Annotated in this window: 20 protein-coding genes and 2 tRNA genes; 8 read left to right on the forward strand and 14 right to left on the reverse strand. The window is 61.2% G+C overall.

The features are described 5' to 3' along the window. Window positions 1-21 precede the first annotated feature (21 nt). Window positions 22-216 carry a hypothetical protein gene (locus Q0X85_RS17060; protein ID WP_297773995.1) on the forward strand — a complete coding sequence of 65 codons (195 nt, stop codon included), beginning with the start codon at window positions 22-24 and terminating at the stop codon, window positions 214-216. Window positions 217-224: 8 nt separating this feature from the next. On the opposite strand, the gene Q0X85_RS17065 is transcribed toward Q0X85_RS17060, so the two are convergent. From Q0X85_RS17065 to Q0X85_RS17100, 8 genes are all read right to left on the reverse strand, one after another. After that, a complete protein-coding gene (locus tag Q0X85_RS17065; protein ID WP_297773996.1) occupies window positions 225-1,301 on the reverse strand; it encodes a 2'-deoxycytidine 5'-triphosphate deaminase in 1,077 nt (358 codons plus the stop codon). 82 nt (window positions 1,302-1,383) lie between these two features. Next, window positions 1,384-1,460, reverse strand: a tRNA-Pro gene (locus Q0X85_RS17070). 68 nt (window positions 1,461-1,528) lie between these two features. Continuing rightward, window positions 1,529-2,479: a MerR family transcriptional regulator gene (locus Q0X85_RS17075; RefSeq protein WP_297773998.1), complete on the reverse strand. Its 951-nt coding sequence runs from the start codon at window positions 2,477-2,479 to the stop codon at window positions 1,529-1,531. Between the two features lie 14 nt (window positions 2,480-2,493). Then, entirely contained in the window at window positions 2,494-2,796 is a 303-nt protein-coding gene (gene ihfA, locus Q0X85_RS17080; RefSeq protein WP_297773999.1) for an integration host factor subunit alpha, read from the reverse strand. Window positions 2,797-2,905: 109 nt separating this feature from the next. After that, window positions 2,906-3,880 (reverse strand): beta-ketoacyl-ACP synthase III, encoded by a 975-nt coding sequence (locus Q0X85_RS17085; protein ID WP_297774000.1) that lies wholly within the window; start codon window positions 3,878-3,880, stop codon window positions 2,906-2,908. After that, complete coding sequence (gene plsX, locus Q0X85_RS17090) at window positions 3,877-4,983, reverse strand: phosphate acyltransferase PlsX (RefSeq protein ID WP_297774002.1); 1,107 nt, start codon at window positions 4,981-4,983, stop codon at window positions 3,877-3,879. Before plsX ends, Q0X85_RS17085 begins: the two co-directional genes overlap by 4 nt. Before the next feature lie 23 nt (window positions 4,984-5,006). Continuing rightward, window positions 5,007-5,213 (reverse strand): 50S ribosomal protein L32, encoded by a 207-nt coding sequence (gene rpmF / locus Q0X85_RS17095; RefSeq protein ID WP_297774003.1) that lies wholly within the window; start codon window positions 5,211-5,213, stop codon window positions 5,007-5,009. Between the two features lie 153 nt (window positions 5,214-5,366). After that, window positions 5,367-5,924 (reverse strand): DUF177 domain-containing protein, encoded by a 558-nt coding sequence (locus Q0X85_RS17100; protein ID WP_297774005.1) that lies wholly within the window; start codon window positions 5,922-5,924, stop codon window positions 5,367-5,369. A gap of 88 nt (window positions 5,925-6,012) precedes the next feature. Between Q0X85_RS17100 and bamE the strand changes: the two genes are divergently transcribed. From bamE to Q0X85_RS17120, 4 genes are all read left to right on the forward strand, one after another. After that, on the forward strand, window positions 6,013-6,471 hold the full coding sequence (gene bamE / locus Q0X85_RS17105; protein ID WP_297774007.1) for an outer membrane protein assembly factor BamE: 459 nt from the start codon (window positions 6,013-6,015) through the stop codon (window positions 6,469-6,471). Between the two features lie 77 nt (window positions 6,472-6,548). Then, complete coding sequence (locus Q0X85_RS17110; RefSeq protein ID WP_297774009.1) at window positions 6,549-7,286, forward strand: GNAT family N-acetyltransferase; 738 nt, start codon at window positions 6,549-6,551, stop codon at window positions 7,284-7,286. Between the two features lie 41 nt (window positions 7,287-7,327). Beyond that, on the forward strand, window positions 7,328-9,142 hold the full coding sequence (locus tag Q0X85_RS17115; protein ID WP_297774010.1) for an ABC-F family ATP-binding cassette domain-containing protein: 1,815 nt from the start codon (window positions 7,328-7,330) through the stop codon (window positions 9,140-9,142). Window positions 9,143-9,185: 43 nt separating this feature from the next. Then, the gene (locus Q0X85_RS17120; protein ID WP_297774011.1) at window positions 9,186-9,971 is read left to right on the forward strand and encodes a potassium channel family protein; all 786 of its coding nucleotides are present in this window, start codon (window positions 9,186-9,188) and stop codon (window positions 9,969-9,971) included. Window positions 9,972-10,039: 68 nt separating this feature from the next. Here Q0X85_RS17120 and Q0X85_RS17125 read toward each other — a convergent pair whose 3' ends face one another. The 4 genes from Q0X85_RS17125 to Q0X85_RS17140 all read right to left on the reverse strand — a co-directional run bounded on the left by Q0X85_RS17125 (window position 10,040) and on the right by Q0X85_RS17140 (window position 14,698). Beyond that, window positions 10,040-10,795 (reverse strand): SDR family NAD(P)-dependent oxidoreductase, encoded by a 756-nt coding sequence (locus Q0X85_RS17125; protein WP_297774013.1) that lies wholly within the window; start codon window positions 10,793-10,795, stop codon window positions 10,040-10,042. A gap of 103 nt (window positions 10,796-10,898) precedes the next feature. Continuing rightward, window positions 10,899-11,951, reverse strand: coding sequence for an AbrB family transcriptional regulator (locus Q0X85_RS17130; protein ID WP_297774015.1), 1,053 nt, complete (start codon window positions 11,949-11,951; stop codon window positions 10,899-10,901). Between the two features lie 40 nt (window positions 11,952-11,991). Beyond that, entirely contained in the window at window positions 11,992-14,232 is a 2,241-nt protein-coding gene (locus Q0X85_RS17135) for a molybdopterin cofactor-binding domain-containing protein (RefSeq protein ID WP_297774018.1), read from the reverse strand. Window position 14,233: 1 nt separating this feature from the next. Next, entirely contained in the window at window positions 14,234-14,698 is a 465-nt protein-coding gene (locus Q0X85_RS17140; RefSeq protein WP_297774020.1) for a (2Fe-2S)-binding protein, read from the reverse strand. A gap of 137 nt (window positions 14,699-14,835) precedes the next feature. Between Q0X85_RS17140 and Q0X85_RS17145 the strand changes: the two genes are divergently transcribed. Together Q0X85_RS17145 and Q0X85_RS17150 are read left to right on the forward strand one after the other, a co-directional pair. Next, a complete protein-coding gene (locus Q0X85_RS17145) occupies window positions 14,836-15,711 on the forward strand; it encodes a hypothetical protein (RefSeq protein ID WP_297774022.1) in 876 nt (291 codons plus the stop codon). Window positions 15,712-15,778: 67 nt separating this feature from the next. Next, window positions 15,779-15,854 (forward strand) — tRNA-Thr (locus Q0X85_RS17150). Window positions 15,855-16,217: 363 nt separating this feature from the next. Here Q0X85_RS17150 and Q0X85_RS17155 read toward each other — a convergent pair. Next, on the reverse strand, window positions 16,218-16,346 hold the full coding sequence (locus tag Q0X85_RS17155; RefSeq protein WP_297774025.1) for a transposase: 129 nt from the start codon (window positions 16,344-16,346) through the stop codon (window positions 16,218-16,220). 981 nt (window positions 16,347-17,327) lie between these two features. Here Q0X85_RS17155 and Q0X85_RS17160 point away from each other — a divergent pair. Next, window positions 17,328-20,798, forward strand: a complete 3,471-nt coding sequence (locus Q0X85_RS17160) for a Hint domain-containing protein (RefSeq protein ID WP_297774026.1) — start codon at window positions 17,328-17,330, stop codon at window positions 20,796-20,798. Between the two features lie 123 nt (window positions 20,799-20,921). Here Q0X85_RS17160 and Q0X85_RS17165 read toward each other — a convergent pair whose 3' ends face one another. Continuing rightward, window positions 20,922-21,542 (reverse strand): nucleotidyltransferase family protein, encoded by a 621-nt coding sequence (locus Q0X85_RS17165; protein ID WP_297774027.1) that lies wholly within the window; start codon window positions 21,540-21,542, stop codon window positions 20,922-20,924. Window positions 21,543-21,581: the final 39 nt, after the last annotated feature.

Here is a 21,581-nt window from a genome sequence, read left to right on the forward strand (position 1 = left end):
GGCAGCGAAGGGAGAGGCGCAATGAACGCCAACCAAGTCATAAACATGGTCGTCCGAATGGTCATGCAGCGCATGTTGCGCGGCGGGATCAACGCCGGCATGGATGCTATGGGTAAGCGCAAGGGGCGCGATACCGAGAACGCCCCCGATGGCGACAAGACCGCGCAACGCACGCGGCAGTCGATGCGTGCCGGGCGCAAGATCGGCAAGTTCTGAGCAGCCCGTCAGGTCTTGAAATGCTTTGAGAGCTTCAGGCCCTGACCTTGATAGTTCGAGGCGATGTCCGCGCCATATATTTGGTCGGGCACCTGATCCATGCACTCATAGACCAGCCGACCGACAATCTGGCCGTGCTCCAGCACGAACGGAGCTTCGTGGCAGCGCACTTCCAGCACCCCGCGCGATCCGGCACCACCCGCCGCTGCGTGCCCGAAGCCGGGATCGAAGAAGCCGGCATAGTGCACCCGGAATTCCCCGACCATTGCGACATAGGGGGCCATCTCGGCTGCATATCGCGGGGGAATGTGCACCGCTTCGCGGCTGACGAGGATGTAGAACGCGCCGGGATCCAGGATGATATGCCCGTCGTCAGCGTGCACGTTTTCCCAATAGTGCTGCGGCGCGTAGTGACCGGTGCGATCAAGGTCGATGATGCCCGTATGAGGCTTGGCCCGGTATCCCACCAGCGTGCCACTTGAGGGGCGCAGATCGACGGAGAAGCCTAGACCTTCGTCAATCACTGCATGGTCACCGTCAACAAGAGGCGTCTCGGCGTGAAGCGCGCGCAGTGCTGCGTCGCTGAGCACCGCCTGCCCGACACGAAAACGGATCTGGTTGAGACGCATGCCGGGACGAACGAGCACGGAAAAGGAGCGCGGGCAGACTTCCGCGTAGAGCGGGCCATGATAACCCGGTGCCACGCGGTCGAATTCGACACCACCATCCGTGATGACCCGCGTCAGCAAGTCGAGCCGCCCTGTCGAAGACTTGGCATTTGCCACGGCCTGCACCTCGTCTGGCAGGGCGAGCGATTCCATCAACGGCACGACGTAGACACAGCCTTTTTCCAGAACCGCGCCTGGTTCAAGGTCGATCCGGTGCATTTCAAATTCCGCGAGCCGCTCGGCTACGCTGCGCCCGGAGCCTGTCAGAAAGGAGGCGCGGACGCGATAGGCCACTTGCCCAAGTCTGAGATCAAGGCTGGCTGGCTGCACCTGTTCGCTGGTTACAGGGGCACAGGCCGTGATCTCTTGCTCCGCAATCATTCTGCGGATTTGCTGGCTGGATAGAACGCCTGTCATCTTTGCCCCCTTAGTGCCGCGCGCCCGGTATCCGGGTTGCGGCGCCCGAGGGGCCGGGGCGGGCGTGATCGTCGCATTGTTTTGGTCGGGCTAGCAGGACTCGAACCTGCGACCTTCCGTCCCCCAGACGGACGCGCTACCAGGCTGCGCCATAGCCCGACGATGCGCCGTTCATACCGGTTTTGAGCGCAGGGGCAAGTGGTAATTCCCAATTATTCACACCGCAATCAAACGCTGTCGGGTTTGCTCGCTCGCGTCTCCTTGAGGCGTGAAAGCAGCGGTTCAAGATGTGACACCAGATCGGATGTCAGGGGGCGGGGAAGGGCGGCAATTGCCGCAAGCGCACCTGGAGTGGCAGTTATGGTATCGGGTGGATCCTCCGGCAGATCCGGTTGTGCAAGGGGCGCAGGAGGCGTCGGCTCAGAGGCTGTATCGGCCTCCGGTCCAGTCTCTGTGTCGAGTTGGTCCTGTTGATCCGGGTCGGCCTCTGCCTCTGGCGTTGGGGTTGCAGGGGGGGCTGTGGCATCGTCAGGCATGACAGAGGCTGACGCGGGCGTGTCTGCCTCGGATGTGTCGGGTGGTGGTGTCGCCCCCTGATCCGGCTCTGATGCCTTCTGCATTGAGATATTCGTCTCATCCACTATCGGTGCAGGGTTGTGGTTTTCCTCTGAGGGCTCTGTGTCGGCCTCATTCTCAGCCCCAGCCGATGGAGTGTCAGGTGTAGGTATGTCGGTAGCTGTGTCCGGTTCGGACGTTGCGTGTGTTGCCGTTTCTGTATCCGCTTTGGCTGTCGAAGGCCCTTGGGACGCGTCGCCACCTGAAAAATGCAAAACATCCGCCCCGCGCGCCGGCGCCGTGTCCACGTCGAGCGCGATGTCGCTCAGCTTGCCATCGCTCATCTCTTCGAGTGGTTGCGAGAGTTGCGCGACGCTCTGAATGCCATTTTCGCGCAAATACTTTTGTGCGCCCTTGATGGTCATGCCCTGATCGTGCAGCAACACTTTGATACCGCCAAGCAGCAGCATATCGCTTGGACGGTAATATCGCCGCCCGCCGGCGCGCTTGACCGGTTTGATCTGTGTGAATTTGCTTTCCCAGAACCGCAGCACATGGGCCGGGATCTCAAGCCATTCCGCGACTTCGCTTATGGTTCGAAAGGCATCCGCGGCTTTGGCCATGTCAGGCGGTATCCTCAGCTCTTGTTACCGTCGGCGACACGGTCTTTCATCAGATGCGAGGGCCGAAAGGTCAGCACCCGTCGCGGGTTGATCGGCACTTCTTCGCCGGTCTTCGGATTGCGCCCGATGCGAGCGGACTTGTTTCGCACCGAGAAGGTGCCGAAAGAGGATATCTTGACCTGCTCACCGCGCACGAGTGCGTTTGACATGTGGTCGAGCACGCTCTCGACCAGCTGCGCCGCGTCATTGCGGGAAAGTCCCACTTCGCGGAACACAGCCTCGCTCAGATCCATTCTTGTCAGAGTTTTGTCGGTCATCACATCCCCGCTTTTTTTGCCGTACTGTGCGGCGAAGAGATTTCCGAGTCAATGTCAACCACTTAGCGGCTGGCTCTGACCCGCGCGTTTTTGCGCAATTCCTGAGATTTTACCACCGCAGGACGACCGAACCCCAAGCCAGACCTCCGCCAATCGCTTCGGTCACGAGCAGGTCGCCCGGCTTGATCTTGCCCTGTTCAACGCCGACCGAGAGCGCCAGAGGGATAGAGGCCGCCGAGGTGTTGCCGTGATCCTGGACGGTGACGATCACGCGGTCCATGGGCAGGCCCATCTTCTTGGCGGTCCCCTGAATGATACGGATATTGGCCTGATGGGGTACGATCCAGTCGACATCCGGCCCTGACAGACCGATCTTTTCTAGCGCCGTTTCAGCCGTCGATGTCAGTTTTTCCACCGCCTGACGGAACAGCGGATTGCCCTGCATACGCAACTTGCCTGCGTTCCCTGTGGTCGATACGCCGCCATCGACATAGAGCATCTCGCGATATCGCCCGTCGGAGTTCAAATCGCTCGAGAGAATGCCCCGGTCGCTGGTTTCTCCGGTGCCGTCCTGCGCCCCGAGGATCATAGCACCCGCGCCATCCCCGAACAGAACGCAAGTCGAGCGGTCCGTCCAGTCCATGATCCGACTGAATGTCTCGGCCCCTATGATCAGCAGGCGGCGTGCCTGACCTGTGAGAATGAGAGCGTTGGCCGTGGTCATCGCGTATATGAACCCGGCGCAAACCGCCTGAACGTCAAACCCGAAGCCGTGGGCCATGCCGAGCTCTTTTTGCACCATGGTCGCCACTGACGGGAATGTGAGATCCGGCGTCGATGTGGCCACGACAATGCCGTCTATGTCCTGCGGCGACAGTCCGGCATGCGCGAGCGCGGCGCGGGCGGCGTTGACCGCCAGGTCCGAGGTGCTCTGGCCCTCTGCCGCAAAGCGTCTCCGCTCGATACCGGATCGGGTGCGTATCCACTCGTCCGATGTATCCAGCGTTTTTTCAAACTCAGCGTTGGGGACGATGCGTTCTGGCAGATAGTGGCCGATTCCCTCGACAACAGCACGTAGGGTCATTCAGCTTCACCCTCGGTTTGAGCCTCGGTCGGGCTATCCTGATCGACCATCGAAGCAGAGGCAACCCGCGCGGCTAATTTATCTGAGAACCCCGATTGCGCCAGTTCGAAGGCAAGTTTGATCGCCGAGGAAACACCGGTTGCATCGGCAGAGCCATGCGATTTGACGACAGTCCCGTTTAACCCGAGGAAAACGCCGCCGTTGGCGCGTCGGGGATCGACACGTTTCTTGAGGCGTTGCAAAGATGTGTAGGCGAGCACGGAGGCCAGCCGCGACAGCGGTGAATAGGCAAAAGCCTCTTTCAGGAGGTCGCCCACAAGTTTGGCCGTGCCCTCGCCGGTCTTGAGAGCAACATTGCCCGTGAAACCGTCGGTCACGATCACGTCGCAGGTGGTGCCGGGCAGGTCGCGACCCTCGACAAAGCCTACGAATTCGAAATCCGACTGCTTGGCATTCGCCGCGATCAGGTCGTACGCTTCCTTGAGTTCGGCCCGGCCCTTGTGTTCTTCGGTGCCCACGTTGAGCAGTCCGATGCGCGGACAAGCAAGACCAAAGCCATTGCGTGCGTAGGACGCGCCCATGAGTGCATATTGCATCAGGTCCTTGGCGTCCGCGCGGATATCGGCGCCGCCATCAAGCATTATGTTATGTTTTTGTGGGTTCTGCGAGGGCCACATCACCGCTATCGCGGGGCGATAGATACCCGGCAGCTTCCGCAACCGGATCACGGACATCAGCATCAGCGCGCCGGTATTGCCACACGAGACGCAGACGGTCGCCTGTCCGTTGCGCACGGATTCGAGCGCTGACCACATCGAGGTCTGCTTGCCGTGGCGCACCACTTGGCTCGGCTTGTCCTCCATGGTCACGACTTCGGGCGCGTGGCGCAGTTCGCACCGCTCGGCCAGTCCGCGCTTCTTGTCGATCAGGCGCTGCAATTCCTCGCCGGGGCCATGCACGATGAACCCGATATCGGGATTCTTGGCGGCAGAATGCGCAATGCCGGCGACAACAGCCGCCGGACCCTGATCGCCGCCCATCGCGTCAACCGAGATAATGGTGCGCCCTGCACCCGCCTGTGGTTGGTCCGTGAGAGCGGTCATGCAGCAATTCGCCTATTGTGCGTTCAGGCCGCGTCGTCTTCCAGATCGATCTCTTCCACCAGCGCGACGACTTCACGGTCCGCGTAGTGCCCGCAGGCCGCACAGACATGGTGGGGGCGCTTGAGCTCACCGCAATTGGGGCATTCATTCGGATTGCCCGCGACCAGCGAGTCATGCGCACGGCGGTTGTTGCGGCGCGATTTCGATACTTTGTTCTGTTGGACGGCCATGTCGCAACCTCAATTCCTATGGGCCATCAGGCCCTGTTTCACGGGTGTTCGCGGCTCTTAATCCGTTACGAGCCGCCGGTTCAACCCCAAATTCCGGTGAGAGCGCGAAAATACAGAGATTTGAAGCCGGGGCAAGCGATTCTTGAGGCGCGCTCAGTCGTCCTTTTTCAGCTTGTCGCGAAGACCGGCCAATGCGGCAAAGGGCTTGACCTCTTCGTCGCGTATCGGTTCGGCACCGCTCTCTGTCACACTCATCTCGCCCAATTCCGCGCCCTCGCTGCGTGGCCAGTCCGGAAGCGCCAGCGCCAATGCCTCGATCATGACGCGGCGCAGGTCAATTTCCCTGGGCAAAGGCTCTTGCGTGTCGTCTTCGGGCATCTCGATTTCGCCGCCCGCATCCTCGATCATGGTTTCGTGCTCGGGCGTGAAGCGGCGCGTCACCGCCGTGTCGATGCGTGTGCTCACCGGGTCCAGCGTCACGACGCAAGGCTGGGTGACTGTTGCCCCCAGATCCGCCTGCAAGAGCCAGTCTTTGCGACCTTCCGCCCGTATCTCTCCGCGAAACCGGAGTTTTCGCAGTCCGAGCAGGTCCAGACCGTCGGCGATACGCTCCATTTCCTCTGCATTCGGAGCCAGATCGAACACCGAGGGCCGCTTTGGCGAGAGGTCGGCCACGCGTATAATCTCGGGCTTTTGCGGGTGCTGTGCCATCTTTCGCCTCGCTTCCTTTCTTGAACATTCGCATCACCTTGTTGTAAGCGGGATAAAAGCCGCGCGCGGCCAAGACAAGAGGGCAGAGATGACAGCGATCCGAAACCGATTGGTCAGCGCCATGGCGCTTTGCTGTCTGATCCTTGTCACCGGCTGCTCCGCCACCTATCGCAATCATGGTTACGTGCCACTCGAAGAGGATCTGCAAAACCTCATCGTCGGCGTAGATACGCGGGCGACTGTGGATGATGTCGTCGGTCCGCCATCGCTCTCGGGGGTGCAGGCGGATGGTAATTACTACTATGTGCGCAGCCGCATCCGGGAATTTGGCATGTTCCAGCCAAAAGTCGTGGAGCGGCAGGTTCTTGCGATCTCATTCAACGACGATGACACGATCGCGAATATCGAGAGCTTTGGGCTTGAGGCCGGTCGCATCGTGCCGCTGGCGCGCCGCGTCACTGATTCCTCGGTGGTCGACAACGGCTTCCTGCGTCAGATCCTGAGCAATATCGGCGCCATCAATCCGATTGATGCCTTCGAAGGGTAGACCGATCACGCAGTCGTCACATCTTGCATGCAAAAGCCTCCGCGACTAAGCTCGAGCGGCGCAATTGGGATTGCAGCATGCCAGGCTTTCACGAAACGCGGTACCGGGCTCGAATTGCCGTCACGCCCGAGGATCTGCAGTCGGCACAACGGTTGCGGGCGCTGTGTTTCCTCGGGGATGTAACACAGCTCGATCATGACCATTTTGACGACCTTTGCACGCATGTAATGATCGAGAAGACCGCAACCGGCGAGCTTGTGTGCTGTTTCCGAATTCTCATGCTGACCGGAGGCTGCGAAATCGCTCAGAGCTATTCGGCACAGTTTTACGAACTCTCGGCACTTGGGGATTTTCAGGGCAAGATGGCCGAACTGGGTCGCTTCTGCATCGCTCCGGGCTTGACCGATCCGGATATCCTGCGCGTGGCGTGGGGCGCGATGACCCGCTTTGTCGAAGAGAACCATGTTGAGATGCTGTTTGGCTGTTCGTCTTTCAAAGGGGTGGAGACCGACGCGTATCTTGATGCGTTCGCGGTCTTGCGTGCCCGCCACCTCGCTCCGCGTCGTTGGTGGCCTCGCGTCAAGTCGCCGAGTGTCTTTCGCTTTGCGCGTGCCCTCGAACGGCACAAGCCCGACCTCAAAGTCGCCATGCGCCGCATGCCGCCCCTGTTGCGCACCTATCTCATGATGGGAGGCTGGGTCAGCGATCATGCCGTGATAGACCGTCAGCTCGACACCCTGCATGTCTTTACCGGTGTCGAAATAAGAGCGATTCCCGATGCGCGCAAACGCGTATTGAGAGGCCTCGCGATCTGACGTCTCTTGACGGTGCCGGGACAGCGGGATAGCCCGCCCACATGGCACGCGCACCCCTTCTCCAACTCAACGACATCTCTCTCACCTTTGGGGGAGAGCCGGTCTTTCATGATCTGTCTCTCGTGGTTCAGCCCGGTGACAGGGTTGCCCTCGTCGGGCGCAACGGCTCGGGAAAATCCACCTTGATGAAGGTGATGGCGGGGCTGGTCGAGCCGGATCGTGGGGCGCGCATAGCGACGCCGGGCACAAGCGTCGGCTACATGGAGCAAGAGCCAGAGATGGATGGGTTCGCGACGCTGGGAGACTTCGCATCGAGCGAGCTCGACGCGGGTGAGCTGTACCGCGTGGAAATGGCGGGAGAGGGTCTCAAGTTTGATCCGGCGCGCCCTGTCGCGACGGCCTCGGGCGGAGAGCGACGGCGTGCGGCACTGGCCAAGCTGATGGCGGAGGCGCCTGATCTCATGCTGCTCGATGAGCCAACGAACCACCTCGACATCGAGGCAATAGCGTGGCTCGAAACCCAGCTGCGCGAGACTCGCAAAGGCTTTGTTCTGATCAGTCACGATCGCGCATTTCTGCGTGAGCTTAGCCGCGCAACCCTCTGGATTGACAGGGGTATGGCTCGTCGGCAGGAAAAGGGCTTCGAACATTTTGAGGCATGGCGTGACAAGGTTTGGGAGGAAGAGGATCAACAGCGTCACAAACTGGACCGCAAGATCAAGTCCGAGGCCCGTTGGGCCGTGGAGGGCATCAGCGCTCGTCGCAAGCGAAATCAGGGGCGAGTGCGCGCGTTGCAACAGTTGCGCGCTGAGCGAAGTGGCCAGATCCGGCGTCAGGGCACCGCAGCCATGGCGCTCGATTCCGGCCCGTCATCGGGCCGCAAGGTGATCGAAGCGGACGGAATTTCAAAGCGTTATGACGATAAGATTATCTTGCGGGAATTCAGCATCAAGATCCTGCGGGGCGACCGGGTGGCGTTTGTCGGGCCCAACGGAGTTGGCAAGACAACGCTCTTGAAGATGCTGCTCAAAGAGATCGAGACAGACACTGGAACGGTCACCCACGGCACGAATCTCGTGCCGGCTGTATTCGATCAGGCGCGCGCGCAGCTCGCTCCCGAGATGAGCCTTTGGGAAAGCCTGACAGGCGATATCGACATGCGGGTATCAGGGCAGGCGGATCAGGTTTTGGTGCGCGGACAGCCGCGCCACGTTGTCGGCTATCTCAAAGACTTCCTCTTCGACGAGCGGCAAGTCAGGGCGCCGGTCAAGTCCTTGTCTGGCGGTGAAAAAGCCCGATTGCTTCTGGCCAAGCTGATGGCGCGAGAGAGCAACCTTTTAGTGCTCGACGAGCCGACCAACGATCTTGACATCGAGACGCTGGATCTCTTGCAGGAGCTGCTGGACGATTATGATGGCACGGTTCTTCTCGTCAGCCATGATCGTGATTTTCTCGATCGGGTTGCGACCACCACCATCGCGATGGAGGGCGACGGACGTGCCACTGCCTATGCCGGGGGCTGGACGGATTACCGCGCACAGCGCGGCCGTGATGAGCCAGAAGATGTGTCTAAAAAGCAAAACAAAACAGAGGCTAAAGCGGCAGACTTAAAGAAAAAGCAGCATGTGCAGCGCCTCAGTTTCACCGAAAATCACAGATTGGAGGAGTTGCCGACAGTGTTGGAGCGGCTTCAAGCTGAGATGAAAAAGCTGGAAGATTTGCTTGCTGATCCCGAGCTATTCACCCGCGAACCGGTGAAGTTCAGGAAGGCGACAGAGGCACTCGCCGCGCGCCAAAAGGCGCTTGCTGAGGCTGAAGAAGAATGGCTGGCTCTCGCGGAGAAGTCCGAGGGCTGATTTCCCCTGTAGTTGCTGCGTTTGCACGGCTATGCTCACATGCATGAGCACATCCGACCGCAGTATTCGAGACCGTATCCGGCTCCTCTATGAAGGGCGTAGCAAACGCGCGACGCGGTTTCGCTATGCGTTGCTTGTCTTCGATGCAGTCACGATCATCTTCTTTCTCGCCACGGCGACACTGGCTCTGAGCCCCGCGTTGATTGCGTCGGATGCCTGTATCGCGATCTTGATCCTTTTGGACTTCGCGTGCCGCCTTTGGATCGCTGATAACAAGCTCAAGCATTTGCGCCAGCTCTATGTCCTTGTCGATCTTGTGGTGATCGCCTCGCTTCTGGCCGCCCCGTTTCTGGGGCAGGGTCTGGCGGCATTGCGGTTGTTGCGGGCGCTCCGATTGGTGCATTCCTACCATTTGCTGCGCGATCTCCGGCGTGATGTCCGGGCCTTTCGGCTGCATGAGGATGCCATCATTTCCGCGGTGAATTTGCTTGTTTTCATCTTCGCAATGACTGCGCTTGTACTTTTGCTGCGCGGCGGAAAGGAACCCGGGCTCGATACCTATGTAGATGCCCTGTACTTCACTGTGACGACGCTCACGACAACGGGCTTTGGCGATATCGCCATGACCACCGGAACAGGACGGCTCTTGGCCGTAGGGATCATGGTCGTTGGTGTCGGTCTCTTTTTGCGGCTGGCGCGGGCAATTTTTCTACCCGCCAAAGTCCGCCACAAATGTGATGGCTGTGGCCTGCTGAAACACGATCCGGATGCGATCCATTGCAAACATTGTGGCCGTGAGCTGAAAATCGAGACAGAAGGCGCAGATTGAGCCCGAGTGCGGCAATACACGCTGCGTTTCGGTCAGGGTTATTATAAAGTAAAGTGCTGTGACATTAATCACTGCATCCTGAGCGCCCCGTCGAGGCGGATCACTTCGCCGTTGAGATAGCCGCATTCGACGATGAACCGCGCCAGCCGCGCGTATTCCGCCGGGTCGCCCAACCGCTTGGGAAAGGTCACCTCGGCGGCGAGGCTGTCCTGCACGTCCTGCGGCAGCCCGCGCATCATCGGGGTGGCGAAGATTCCGGGGGCGATGGCCATGACGCGAATCCCCTCGCGCGACAGATCCCGCGCCATCGGCAGCGACAGCCCGACAATTCCGCCCTTGGAGGCCGCATAGGCCGCCTGTCCCTTTTGCCCGTCAAAGGCGGCGATAGAGGCGGTGTTGACGATCACGCCGCGCGCGCCGTCGGCATCGGGGGCATTTTCGGCCATCGCGGCGGCGGCCAACCGGGCGGTATTGAACGTGCCCACGAGGTTGATGTCGATGGTGCGGCGGAAGGCGTCGAGCGGGTGCGGCCCGTCGCGGCCCAGCACCTTGGCCCCGGTGGCGATGCCGGCGCAGTTCACCGCGGTCGTGATCCTGCCCATGTTGGCCTTGGCTGTGGCGATGGCGTCACTGACCGACGCCTCGTCGGTCACGTCGGTCTCGGCGAACCCGGCGCCGATCTCCTCGGCCAGTGCGCGCCCGCGCTCGGCGTCCCGGTCGAGCAGGGTGACCTGCGCACCCGCCGCGCGGAACTGCCGCGCCGTCGCCTCGCCCAGCCCCGAGGCCCCGCCCGTGATGATCGCCGCCGTGTCCTCGATGCGCATGCCGCTCTCCCGCGATTAAATGAACATGTGTTCAGATACCGTCTGCGTGCCGGACTGTCAAAGCCTCGGTTTCTTCTTGGCAAAAATTCCCATGATCCGCCGCTTACCCAATGCGCTGCCGCAACCGGGTGATCACCCCGAGGGCCACGACCGTCAGCAAGATGCGGTAGATGTGGTGAAGGGTGACGAAGGCCGGGTTGGCCTGCAGGCTGAGCGCCACCAGCGCCATTTCGGTGACACCCCCGGGGGCGAGGCTGATCACCAGCACGTCCACCGGCTCGTTCGTCATGCCATGCAGCAGCGCGGCCAGCCCGACGCCAATCGTCAGCATGCCGCCCACCGACACCAGCGCCAGCCCGGCGCCGCGCAGCAACAGCCCCCGGCTCAGCCCGGTGAAGCGCATGCCGAGGGCCGTGCCCAGCACAATCTGCGCCAGGTTCACCAGCCATTGCGGGATGTCGAAACTGAGCCAGCCGGTCAGCGACAGCAGCGCCGCGACCGCCATCGGCCCGGTCATCTGCCCGGCTGGCAGGCGCAGGGCTTGGCCCAGCCCCAGCCCGGCCAGTCCCGCCAGCGCCACCAGCGGCAGGTCCGACCATGGCACATCGCCGCGCGCCAGGCTTTGGCCCGCCGCACTGCCCACAGGCTCCCCCAGCCAGAGCGACAGGCCCAAGGGCAGCAGCGTCACCACCACGATGATTCGCAGGAATTGCTGCATCATCAGCCGGGTCATGTCGGCGCCTGCCGCCTCGCCCATCTCGATGCTCTCGTATAGCCCGCCGGGGGTGCTGGCGTAAAAGGCGGTGGTGCTGTCATAGCCGCCCAGGGCGCGAAACACCGCATAGCCCAGTCCATGTGCCAGCCCGACGAAGAGCGTGACCGCGCCAAGCGTCAGCGCGTAGTGATGCGCCTCGGTAAAGAGCGCGGGCGAGACCTGCGATCCGATCATCAGCCCGATGATCGCGATGAACACCAGCCGCATCCAGGTCGGAAAGCGGTAGCCCTGCGGCAGGTGCCGGGGCAGCGCGGTCGCGATCAGCGCGGAACAGGCGAGTGGCCCCAGCATGAAGGGCAGCGGGGTGCCAACGGCCTGCGCGGCAAACCCGGCAAGGCCCGAGAGCGCGAGCAGCGCGAGAGTGGTCAGGATATGCGGCATACCTGTCTTGAACCACCCCGCGCGGGCGGGGGCAAGGGCCTCAGGCGAAGGTCACGTGCTTGTCGAAGGGCATCTCGCGCAGCCGCGTGCCGGTGGCGGCGAAGATCGCGTTGGCCAGTGCGGCGGGGGCCGGGGGCACGGGTGGCTCGCCGATGCCGCGGATCTTGTCGCCGGTCTCCAGCCCGCGCACCGCGATCTCGGGGCACTGGTAGAGCCGCATGGCCTGATACTGGTCGTAATTACGCTGCTCTGCCGCGCCGTCTGCATAGGTGATCTGGCAGTTCATCGCGTGACTCAAACCGAAGAGCACGCCTCCCTTGACCAGCCCGTCGAAATTCACCGGGTCGAGGATGCGGCCGACATCGGCGGCGACGTAAACGCGAGTGAGACGAATGCCGTCCTCGGTGTCGCTGACCTCCACCACCTGCGCGCAGGGCACCCCGAACGAAAGGCAATAGGCAACGCCGCGCCCCGCGCCGGGGTCCATTGCGCTGCCCCAGTTCGACATTTCGCCCACCGCTTCCAGCACCGCGCGCGAGGGGGCGTGGGTGCATAGGCGCAGGCGTTCCTCGAGCGGGTCGGCCCCGGCGGCGTGAATGAGCTCATCGAGCAGGCAGTCGTGGAAAAACCCGTTGGAGGAGGCGCCGACCGAGCGCCAGCTTGAGATCGGCGCGAGTTCCGGCGCGCGGTAGCCGGTGACGCGGTAATCGGGGATGGCAAAGGGCTGATCCCATGCGCCTGCCACGATTTGCAGGTCGGGCCCCGGCGCTGGGATGTTCTGACGGCCCATCTGCGACGACAGAACCGAGGGCATGGCGATGCCCAGATCATAGGCGGTGACGCGGCCGTTTTCGACCCGCCCGCGCCCGCGCGCCATAGCGATCTGGCGGGGGAAGTCATGCGCCATGTCCTCTTCGCGCGAATAGGTGAGTTTCACCGGACGGCCCGGCATGGCCATGGCGATATGGGTGGCATGGCGGACCACGTCATCCTCCAGCCGGTGGCCGAAGCTGCCGCCGATCATCTCTGCGTGGACGTGGATGCGGTCACGGTCAATTCCGGTGATCCGGGCGACATTGGTCTCGATGAAACGCGGCACCTGCGTGCCGGTCCAGATGTCGATGCGCTCGGGCGTGTAGCGCACCGTGGCGTTGAGCGGCTCCAGCGGGGCATGGGCGAGATAGGGCGCGCGGTACTCGACCTCGATATCTGTGCCGCCCTGTAGCGCCGCCTCGACATCGCCCTCGTCGCGGAATTGGCTGTCCTGTGCGTCGCTTGTGAAGCTGTCCGCGAGCGCCTGCCAGTGGTCGGCCATCGCAGCGGGGTAGGGCGCGGCGGCCCAGTCGCAGGTGATGGCCTCGGCGGCGCGGATCGCGCGCCAGGTGTTGTCGGCGATCACCGCGATACCGCCGGGGATCTCGACGATCTTTTCGACGCCGCGCATGGTCTCGGCCTCTGACGCGTCATAGCCGGTGAGGGCCGCGCCCTGACCGGGGTTCAGGCGGATCGCGGCATGCAGCAGGTCGGGCAGGTCGATGTCGATGCCATAACCCTGCGTGCCGGTGGATTTCGGCACGATGTCGATGCGCTGCATCGGCTTGCCGAGCAGTCGCCACTCTGAGGGATCGCGCAGGGTGACACCGGTGACCGGGTCGGTCCGTGCGGCCTCTGACGCAAGGCTCTGGTAGCTGAGCCGTGTGCCGTCGGGTAGGATCACCGCGCCTGTCTCGGTGCTGAGCGCGGACCGTTCCACCCCATGAAGCCGCTCCGCCGTGGCCTTGAGCGTCTCGCGCGCCACCGCCCCGGCATGGCGCAGCTTCTCGAAGCCATCAGGCACCGTGGTCGAGCCGCCGGTGATCTGCATGCCGAGGAATTTCATCGGCGCATCGGCGAGGTCGCGCACGGATTCGGCCATCCAGCTGTCATCGGTGGCGCGGAAGGGCACCGCGTCGCCCGCGAGCGCGGTGTTGTAATAGGCGGGGCTGGGCGGGCCGAAATCGGTCTCGACCTGATCGAGCGACACGTCGAGTTCCTCGGCAATCAGCGCCGCCTGCACCGAGACTGCGCCCTGACCCTTGTCGGCACGGGGGGTGATCAGGGTGATCGAATGGGCCGTGATCCGCACATAAGGGGTGAGCGCCGCCGCGTTCTCGGGCAGATCGGTAAGCAGGGGATTGGCATAGGGTGTCTTGTACCGCCAGACCCCAAAGGCAACGCCGCCCGCGATGGCCGCCGAGCCGGTCAGGAACGTGCGGCGAGCGATGGTTTTCACGCGTCCCATATCAGGCCCCCTCGCTCATGGACTTGGCGGCGGCCTTGATCGCGGCGCGGATGCGCGGATAGGTGCCGCAGCGACACAGATTGCCGGACATGGCGTCGTCGATGTCCTCATCTGTGGGGTTCGGCGTCTCTGCCAGCAGGCTCGCGGCTTGCATGATCTGTCCCGACTGGCAATAGCCGCATTGCGCCACCTGCGCGTCGATCCACGCTGCCTGCACCGGGTGCGGGGCGTCGGGCGTGCCGAGCCCCTCGATCGTGGTCACGGGACCCCAGACATCGCCGACGGCCACCTGGCAGGAGCGCACGGCCTGGCCGTCGATATGCACCGTGCAGGCGCCGCATTGCGCGATGCCGCAGCCGTATTTCGGCCCCTTGATGCCGAGCACGTCGCGCAGGACCCAGAGCAGCGGCATGTCGGGTTCGATATCTTCCAGACGATGATCAACACCATTGATGGAAAGTGGCACGGCGCATCCCTTTCACGACCTTTGCCTGCGAACATAAACTGATCGGTTCAGTTGTCCAGAACGCAAGGCGTTTACGGTTTCGCTCGGATGAAAACAGCTTATAGTGTTGGCGCAGGTCAAGGAAAGCCGGGAAACGGATGCAGGTCGTTATTCACGCAGGAGCCCACCATACCGATGAGGATAGGCTCATCGGGTGTCTGTCCGCCAATCGTACCATGCTAGCAGAGTACGGCACCAATGTGCCCGATCCGTCCCGCTATCGGCGGTTGTTGCGTGATATCCTGCATCAAGCGCAACAGACCGGTCTTGGTGCCGATGCGCGCGATATTCTGGTTGACGCGATCAGCGAGGAAGGCGCGGTAGACCGGCTTGTGCTGTCCAATCCAGGTTTTTTCGGTACGCCCAAAATGTCGGTCGGCAGTGGTCGGTTTTATGGGGCGGCCGAGCTGCGCCTTGGTCTTTTTCGACAGCTTTTTCCCGACGACCAGCTTGAGCTTTTCCTGGGGCTCGCGAACCCTGCGACCTTCCTGCCCGCCCTCATGGCCGGGACCGAGTTTGACACGATGGAGGGGCTTTTGCGGGGCTGCGAGGCGACTGATTTGCGCTGGTCAGAGATGATTGCGCGGGTGCGCAAGGCGCATCCTGACATACCGGTCACGGTCTGGTGCAACGAGGACACGCCGTTGATATGGGCCCAAGTGGTTCGCGAAATGGCCGCTATCGATCCGACTGTTTCGTTCAAGGGTGAGTTTAGCCTGATTGAAGAAATCATGACAGGGCCCGGTCTGGAACGGTTTCACGCGTACATGGCGGCGCATCCCGGAATGAGCGAGGTGCAAAAGCGCAGGGTGATCGCCGCGTTTCTTGATAAGTTCGCTGATGAGGGCGCCATAGAGCAAGAGCTTGATGTGCCTGGTTGGACGGATGAATTGGTCAGTTCGCTGACCGAAATTTATGACGAGGATATCTTCGAGATCGAGAGAATACAGGGTGTCCAGATTATCGCCCCGTAAGTGCAAAATCATGTGCGTGAGATTTTTCCTTGCAGAGCCTGATCTCCTTGGCTAATCAGGCGCTCAAGCCCCTATAGCTCAGCTGGTAGAGCAACTGATTTGTAATCAGTAGGTCCGCGGTTCGAGTCCGTGTGGGGGCACCATTAAACCAATTTAAAATATTGTTTTTAATGATGAATTCCATTTCATGAAATTTTTTATCCCGGCAATTGTCAGCCTTGGATTGCGTCATCAGCGACGAGCTGGGCTATATCCCGTTCCCGAAATCCGGCGGCGCTCACCGGAAAACACGACTTAATCTGCAACTGTAGTACTTGGATCTCCGCTCACCATTTTTTGCCTCGCGTCCCGAGCAACTGATGCGAGGCTTCGGCCAAGAAATCCCGTTCCACGACCAACTGCCCAATCTTGGAATGTAGCTTGTCGACGTCAGCCGCGCTCACTTGTTCCGGGGCCGCACCTCGGCGTGTAAATGCTGCCGCCATGTTCGCTACCGCCGCTCGTTTTCAGGTGCCGATCTGCGTCGGATGACCGCCGTACTTCTTGGACAACTCCGCCAGCGTCATCTCTTCACGGATCGCTTCAAGCGCAACCTTGGCTTTGAACTCTGGGGAATGGTTCTTTCGTTTCTTCATTCTGGATCACGTCCGTCGTCATGCGATCCACCTTAACAACTGGTCCGAATTCTCGCGACCACCTCTCATATCGACGGCCCCCGCAGCGGCGTGCGTCCAGCTTTCTTGGATTTCCTGTCAGCTTCGGCATCGCCATGCGCCCCCGTGCCGCAGCCTTAAACTCCCGCAGCTTGTGGATAACGTCCGGCTCAGCCTTGAGAACCGCACTCCAATCTTCTAATTCTTCAAGCAACGAAGCGAGCGATGCAGGTTCTTGGTTCGTCCCATCATCTGCGCCATTCTCAAAAAATTATGCCGGGCAAGGTCCAAAATGCGCTGATCCGCCTACGACTTGGAGATTCGGTGCATCTCTTTATCGCCAAGTTCGTTTCCGTTGGGGTGACGATTGTATCTTTTGAGAAAAATTGTCTCCAAAGCGTTGCTTATGCCTCAATCCGAACACGATGATAGGGCAAACGATCGCTGCTGGATCATTGTTTCACGTATGGAAACATTGCGCCCCGCTCGAACTGTGCCGCAACGGCTTTTACATATGAAAAATTTAAGTTTTTAGCATTTTTTGTGTAATTGTTTTCTAAGATTTGGAAACAATTTTGCATGAAGGCAGTACCTTCAGGGCCTAGCTCGAGGCTGGGCCTCAATCTCGATGGCGCAATTAGGACTTTCTTTTGCCAGATTTTACTTGGGGCCAAGGACGCAAATCGCTAATGTTGGTGTAGCCCAACTGGGGGGTGAAGTCTGTAGGTCTCGGGGGCGACCGCACAAAACCAAGTAACATGCTAGGTCTGACGTGTGTTCGCAATGAGAGACGATAAAAGCTGTCTTTTGAGAGCTTTGGGCGTTTGTGCCCATCTCAAGGGTGTCGTGCTCCGGCATTTCTCCCCTTTGGTTCTGTGCTGGTCGCCGCCTGCCTCTAAACGGTCGGCTCAGGCGTTATGAGCAGGGTCACAATTATATGCCGCGTAGGCATGGGAGATAAAGATGGCTATTAATAGAGTTGAAGGCGACAACTCCGGAAATCGTATTGATCTGGATTACGCTGCCGATCCCGAAGGCGATCGCATCGATGCCAATGACGCGCCGGACGGGTCCAATGACGATGTTGTCGATGGGTTCGGCGGCGATGACACGATCCTCGCGGGCGAGGGTGACGACACGGTCTTTGCTGGATCTGGCAGCGACTCTGTCGAGGGTGGCGCGGGCAACGACATGCTGGTTGGCGACAGCGATGGATCTGGCGGCGGCGGCCGCGCTGCGTTTCAGTGGGATCTGGCCCCCGACCCTAATGACGACAATCCCATCGAGGCGCTCGATCCAATCGTATTTTTCACGCAGGATACGGGTTCTGTTAACGTGACCTTTTCGGTGCTCGCGGCAACCGGGCCGGTCGAGACCGAATTCGCGGATAACACGCAAGATGTGTCCGGCGTGGACACCGGCGGCGCCCCCGCCGATGCCAACAGTTCACTCGCGGCGGGGCTGGCCAATGCCGACACCACCGATCTCAAGCTGCAATTCTCGGAGGGCGTGACGGATGTCTCGTTCCAGATCAACGATTTGGACGGGACCGAGGATGTGCAGGTCTTTGCCTTTGACGCCGAGGACAACCTCGTTCCTGTAACTCTGACAGGCGGTAGCAATGTGTCGGTCGTCAGCGACGAACAGGCTATCGGGAGCGGGGCGGGCACCGATGACAGCCCCGAAAATTCGTTGGAGGTGAGTATCGAGGGGCCGGTCTCGCAACTGGTGATCCGCTACACCGATCCGGATGGAACGGCCGATGGCATCAACGTTACGGATGTGTATTTCAACCCGGCCACAACTGGCGTCGTCGACGACGGTGCGCCGGGCGATGATACGCTGATCGGTGACGATGGCGACGACACGCTCCTTGGCGAGGCGGGCGATGACGTTCTGACCGGTGGCGTCGGTGCAGATAGCATTGAGGGCGGCGATGATGCTGACCTGATCGTAGGCGGTAATGCTGGCGATGCCGTTGATGGCGGCAGCGGCGGTAACGACGATGACACGCTCGATCTGACTGGCGCTGGCCCGTTACGCGTGGCCGAAGAGACCGATGATCCCGATGGCAATTCGACCTCGGGACGCATCGAGTTCGTCGACGCGGATGGGGCAATCTCTGGTGAAATGACCTTTGCCGAGATCGAGAACCTGTTGCTGCCCGAGAATGGCGCACCGGTCACCAATCCTGACGCGGCCACCACGGATGAAGACACGCCGGTCGATATTCCCGTGCTCGCGAATGACAGCGATCCCGAAAGCGATCCGTTGACGGTGGGTAGCGCCACCGCAACCAATGGCTCTGTCACGGTGAATGCCGACAATACCCTGACCTATACGCCGAACCCCGATTTCAACGGCACGGACACAATCACCTATGCCGCCGAGGATGGCACCGGCAACAGCACGCCGGGCACGGTGACGGTCACGGTGACGCCGGTCAATGACGCTCCGGTGGCAGGAGAGGATACCGACACAACAGATTTCGAGACGCCTGTCGATATCCCGGTTCTGGCCAATGACACGGACGTGGACGGCGACTCGCTCAGCGTTGACAGCGCTACGGATGGGGCGAATGGCACGACCTCGGTCAATGCCGACGGCTCGATCACCTACACGCCCGATGCCGGGTTCTCGGGTAGTGATACGTTTGATTACACGGTGACAGACGGCAATGGAGGCACGGATACAGGTAGTGTGACCGTAACGGTCGGTGATGCGCCGCCTCCTACACGTGACGGCATCGTTGAAGGTACGCCCGGTCCCGATCTTATTGACACCGCCTACGATGGCGACCCGGACGGCGATTTTGTCGATGCGGGCGATGCGATCCTGCCGGGTGCTGCGCCCGATGATGATAGCATCCGCGCAGGCGAGGGAGATGACACGGTGCTGGCAGGCCTCGGCGATGACGAGGTCGATGGTGCCGGTGGCGATGATAGTATCGCAGGCGATGTCGGCAGCGACACCATCGCAGGCGGGGCTGGCAATGACACGATCGACTCCGGCTCTCCGACCTCTACGGCGCCGTTACCCGATCTGGGCTTTGGCACCACGGTTCCGGCGGATGCCGATCCTGACGACGACCGTGATCTTGTCGATGGCGGCGATGGCGATGATGTGATCTCGACAGGCGACGATGCAGACACAATCTTTGGTGGAGCGGGTAACGATTCGATCGACGGCGGCATCGACGCGGACGAGATTGATGGCGGCGATGGAGCCGACACGATCATCGGTAGCGAGGGCTCTGACACGATAAGCGCCGGTGCTGGTGATGACGTTGTGTTTGGCGGGCTCGATCCGTCTTTCCCCGACGAGCTCAACATTCCTGACGCCACCGATCCAGAACTGGACAATGGACGTGACGTTATTGATGGCGGCGATGGCAATGACACCATCTTTGGTCAGGATGACGATGACACGATCACAGGTGGTGCCGGCGATGATGTCATCGACGGTGGTATCGACAATGACAATATTGACGGTGGTGCCGGTGATGACGACCTGACCGGTGGGCAGGGCGATGATACCGTGCTCGGCGGCATCGGTAACGATTCGATCAGCGGCGGCGAAGGGTCTGACAGCCTTGGCGGTGGCGATGATCGGGACGTGTTCCTTGATGTCGGCGCGGGCGATACCATTGACGGTGGCACTGGTGACAGCACGGCGGACGGTGTCGAAGACGATTTCGACACGCTTGACCTGCGCGGTCTGGGCCGGTTCGAGATCGTCGGTGAAACGACGGATCCGGACGGCGACTCGACCTCTGGCACGGTGAATTTCCAGAATCCCGATGACACCACCCGGGGAACGCTGGAGTTCAGCGAAATCGAGAACCTGATTCCCTGTTTCACCCCCGGCACTGCGATTGCGACGCCGCGTGGCGAACGGCTGGTCGAGGAGCTTCGGGTCGGTGACAAGGTGATCACCCGTGACAACGGCTTGCAGGAAATCCGCTGGATTGGTCAGCGCGATCTCAGCGGGCAGGAACTGGTGCAATCACCCCAGCTTCGCCCGGTTCTGATCCGTGCCGGTGCATTGGGCCACGGTCTGCCTGAACGCGACATGCTGGTCAGCCCGCAGCACCGAATTCTGCTAAATTCGGAGCGGGCCGCGCTATACTTTGAGGACCGCGAAGTGCTGGCGGCAGCCAAGCACCTGACCGGTATCGAGGGCGTCGAGCAGGTCGAGACGCGTGCGGCGAGTTATGTCCACTTTATGTGTGATCAACACGAGGTCGTATTGTCCAACGGAACATGGACCGAGAGCTTCCAGCCGGGTGAGCAGGTGCTTGACGGCATGGGGACAGCGCAGCGGGACGAGATCTATCATCTCTTCCCGGAACTGCGCGAGGCTCAGGGCATCGAGGCCTATCAGGCTGCGCGCCGGTCGCTCAAGAAACACGAAGCGCGGCTCTTGGTTGAATAAGGCTTTGTCGGAGACCGGCGCGCGTCCGCGCCGGTCATTAAAATCCGTTGAAGTGATCAATTTGTGAGTTCGGAAACAATCTCGGCTTTGTGTCGGGATTGTTTCTATTTCGGCCCTTGGGCGTCAGGGTCCGTTCTTGTCATTTGCGAAAGACTGCTTCGCGCGCCATGCGGTCCACGCCTCGGGCGTGTCGAGATCGGTGGTGGCGCGGGCGCCCGGTAATCTGACGGTTTGAACGGGATTGGCGCGCAGGATGTCCTGTGCGCCCTGATCGCCTGTGAGGTGGCGCATCGCGGGCAGGAACGTGGCCGGGAAGAGCACGGGATGCCCTGGGGTTCCGTCCTGGGCTGTGGCGCGAATTATTTTACTCTCATCATAGGTTTGCAGAACGGTGTTAATGTCCTCTGCGGTCAGGTCCGGCAGATCGGGCAGGAGCACCAAGAGTGCGGTATGGCCGTGGCGCAGCGCCCAATCGGCCCCGGTGCGCAATGAGGCCGAAAGGCCGGTGGCGGCATCCTCGACACTCACGGTGGAAAGCTGCGGCTGTGCGAGATCGCGCAGCGCCTCGGCGCGCAGGGGCCGGTCGGGTGGCAGGGTGACGAGGACGGGCTGCCCGAGGCTGAGCGCCATGTTGACCCGATCGCGCAGCAGCGGCGCACCGCGCACGTCCTCCATCAGCTTGTCGCGCCCGCGCATCCGCGACGAGGCCCCGGCGGCGGGAATGAGAATCAGCACGTCCGCCATAGCACCCCTTCATTTTTGATGCCGCATGTTCGAGGAGCA

Origin of the sequence: uncultured Roseovarius sp., assembly GCF_947259555.1 — a bacterium.
GTDB lineage: Bacteria > Pseudomonadota > Alphaproteobacteria > Rhodobacterales > Rhodobacteraceae > Roseovarius.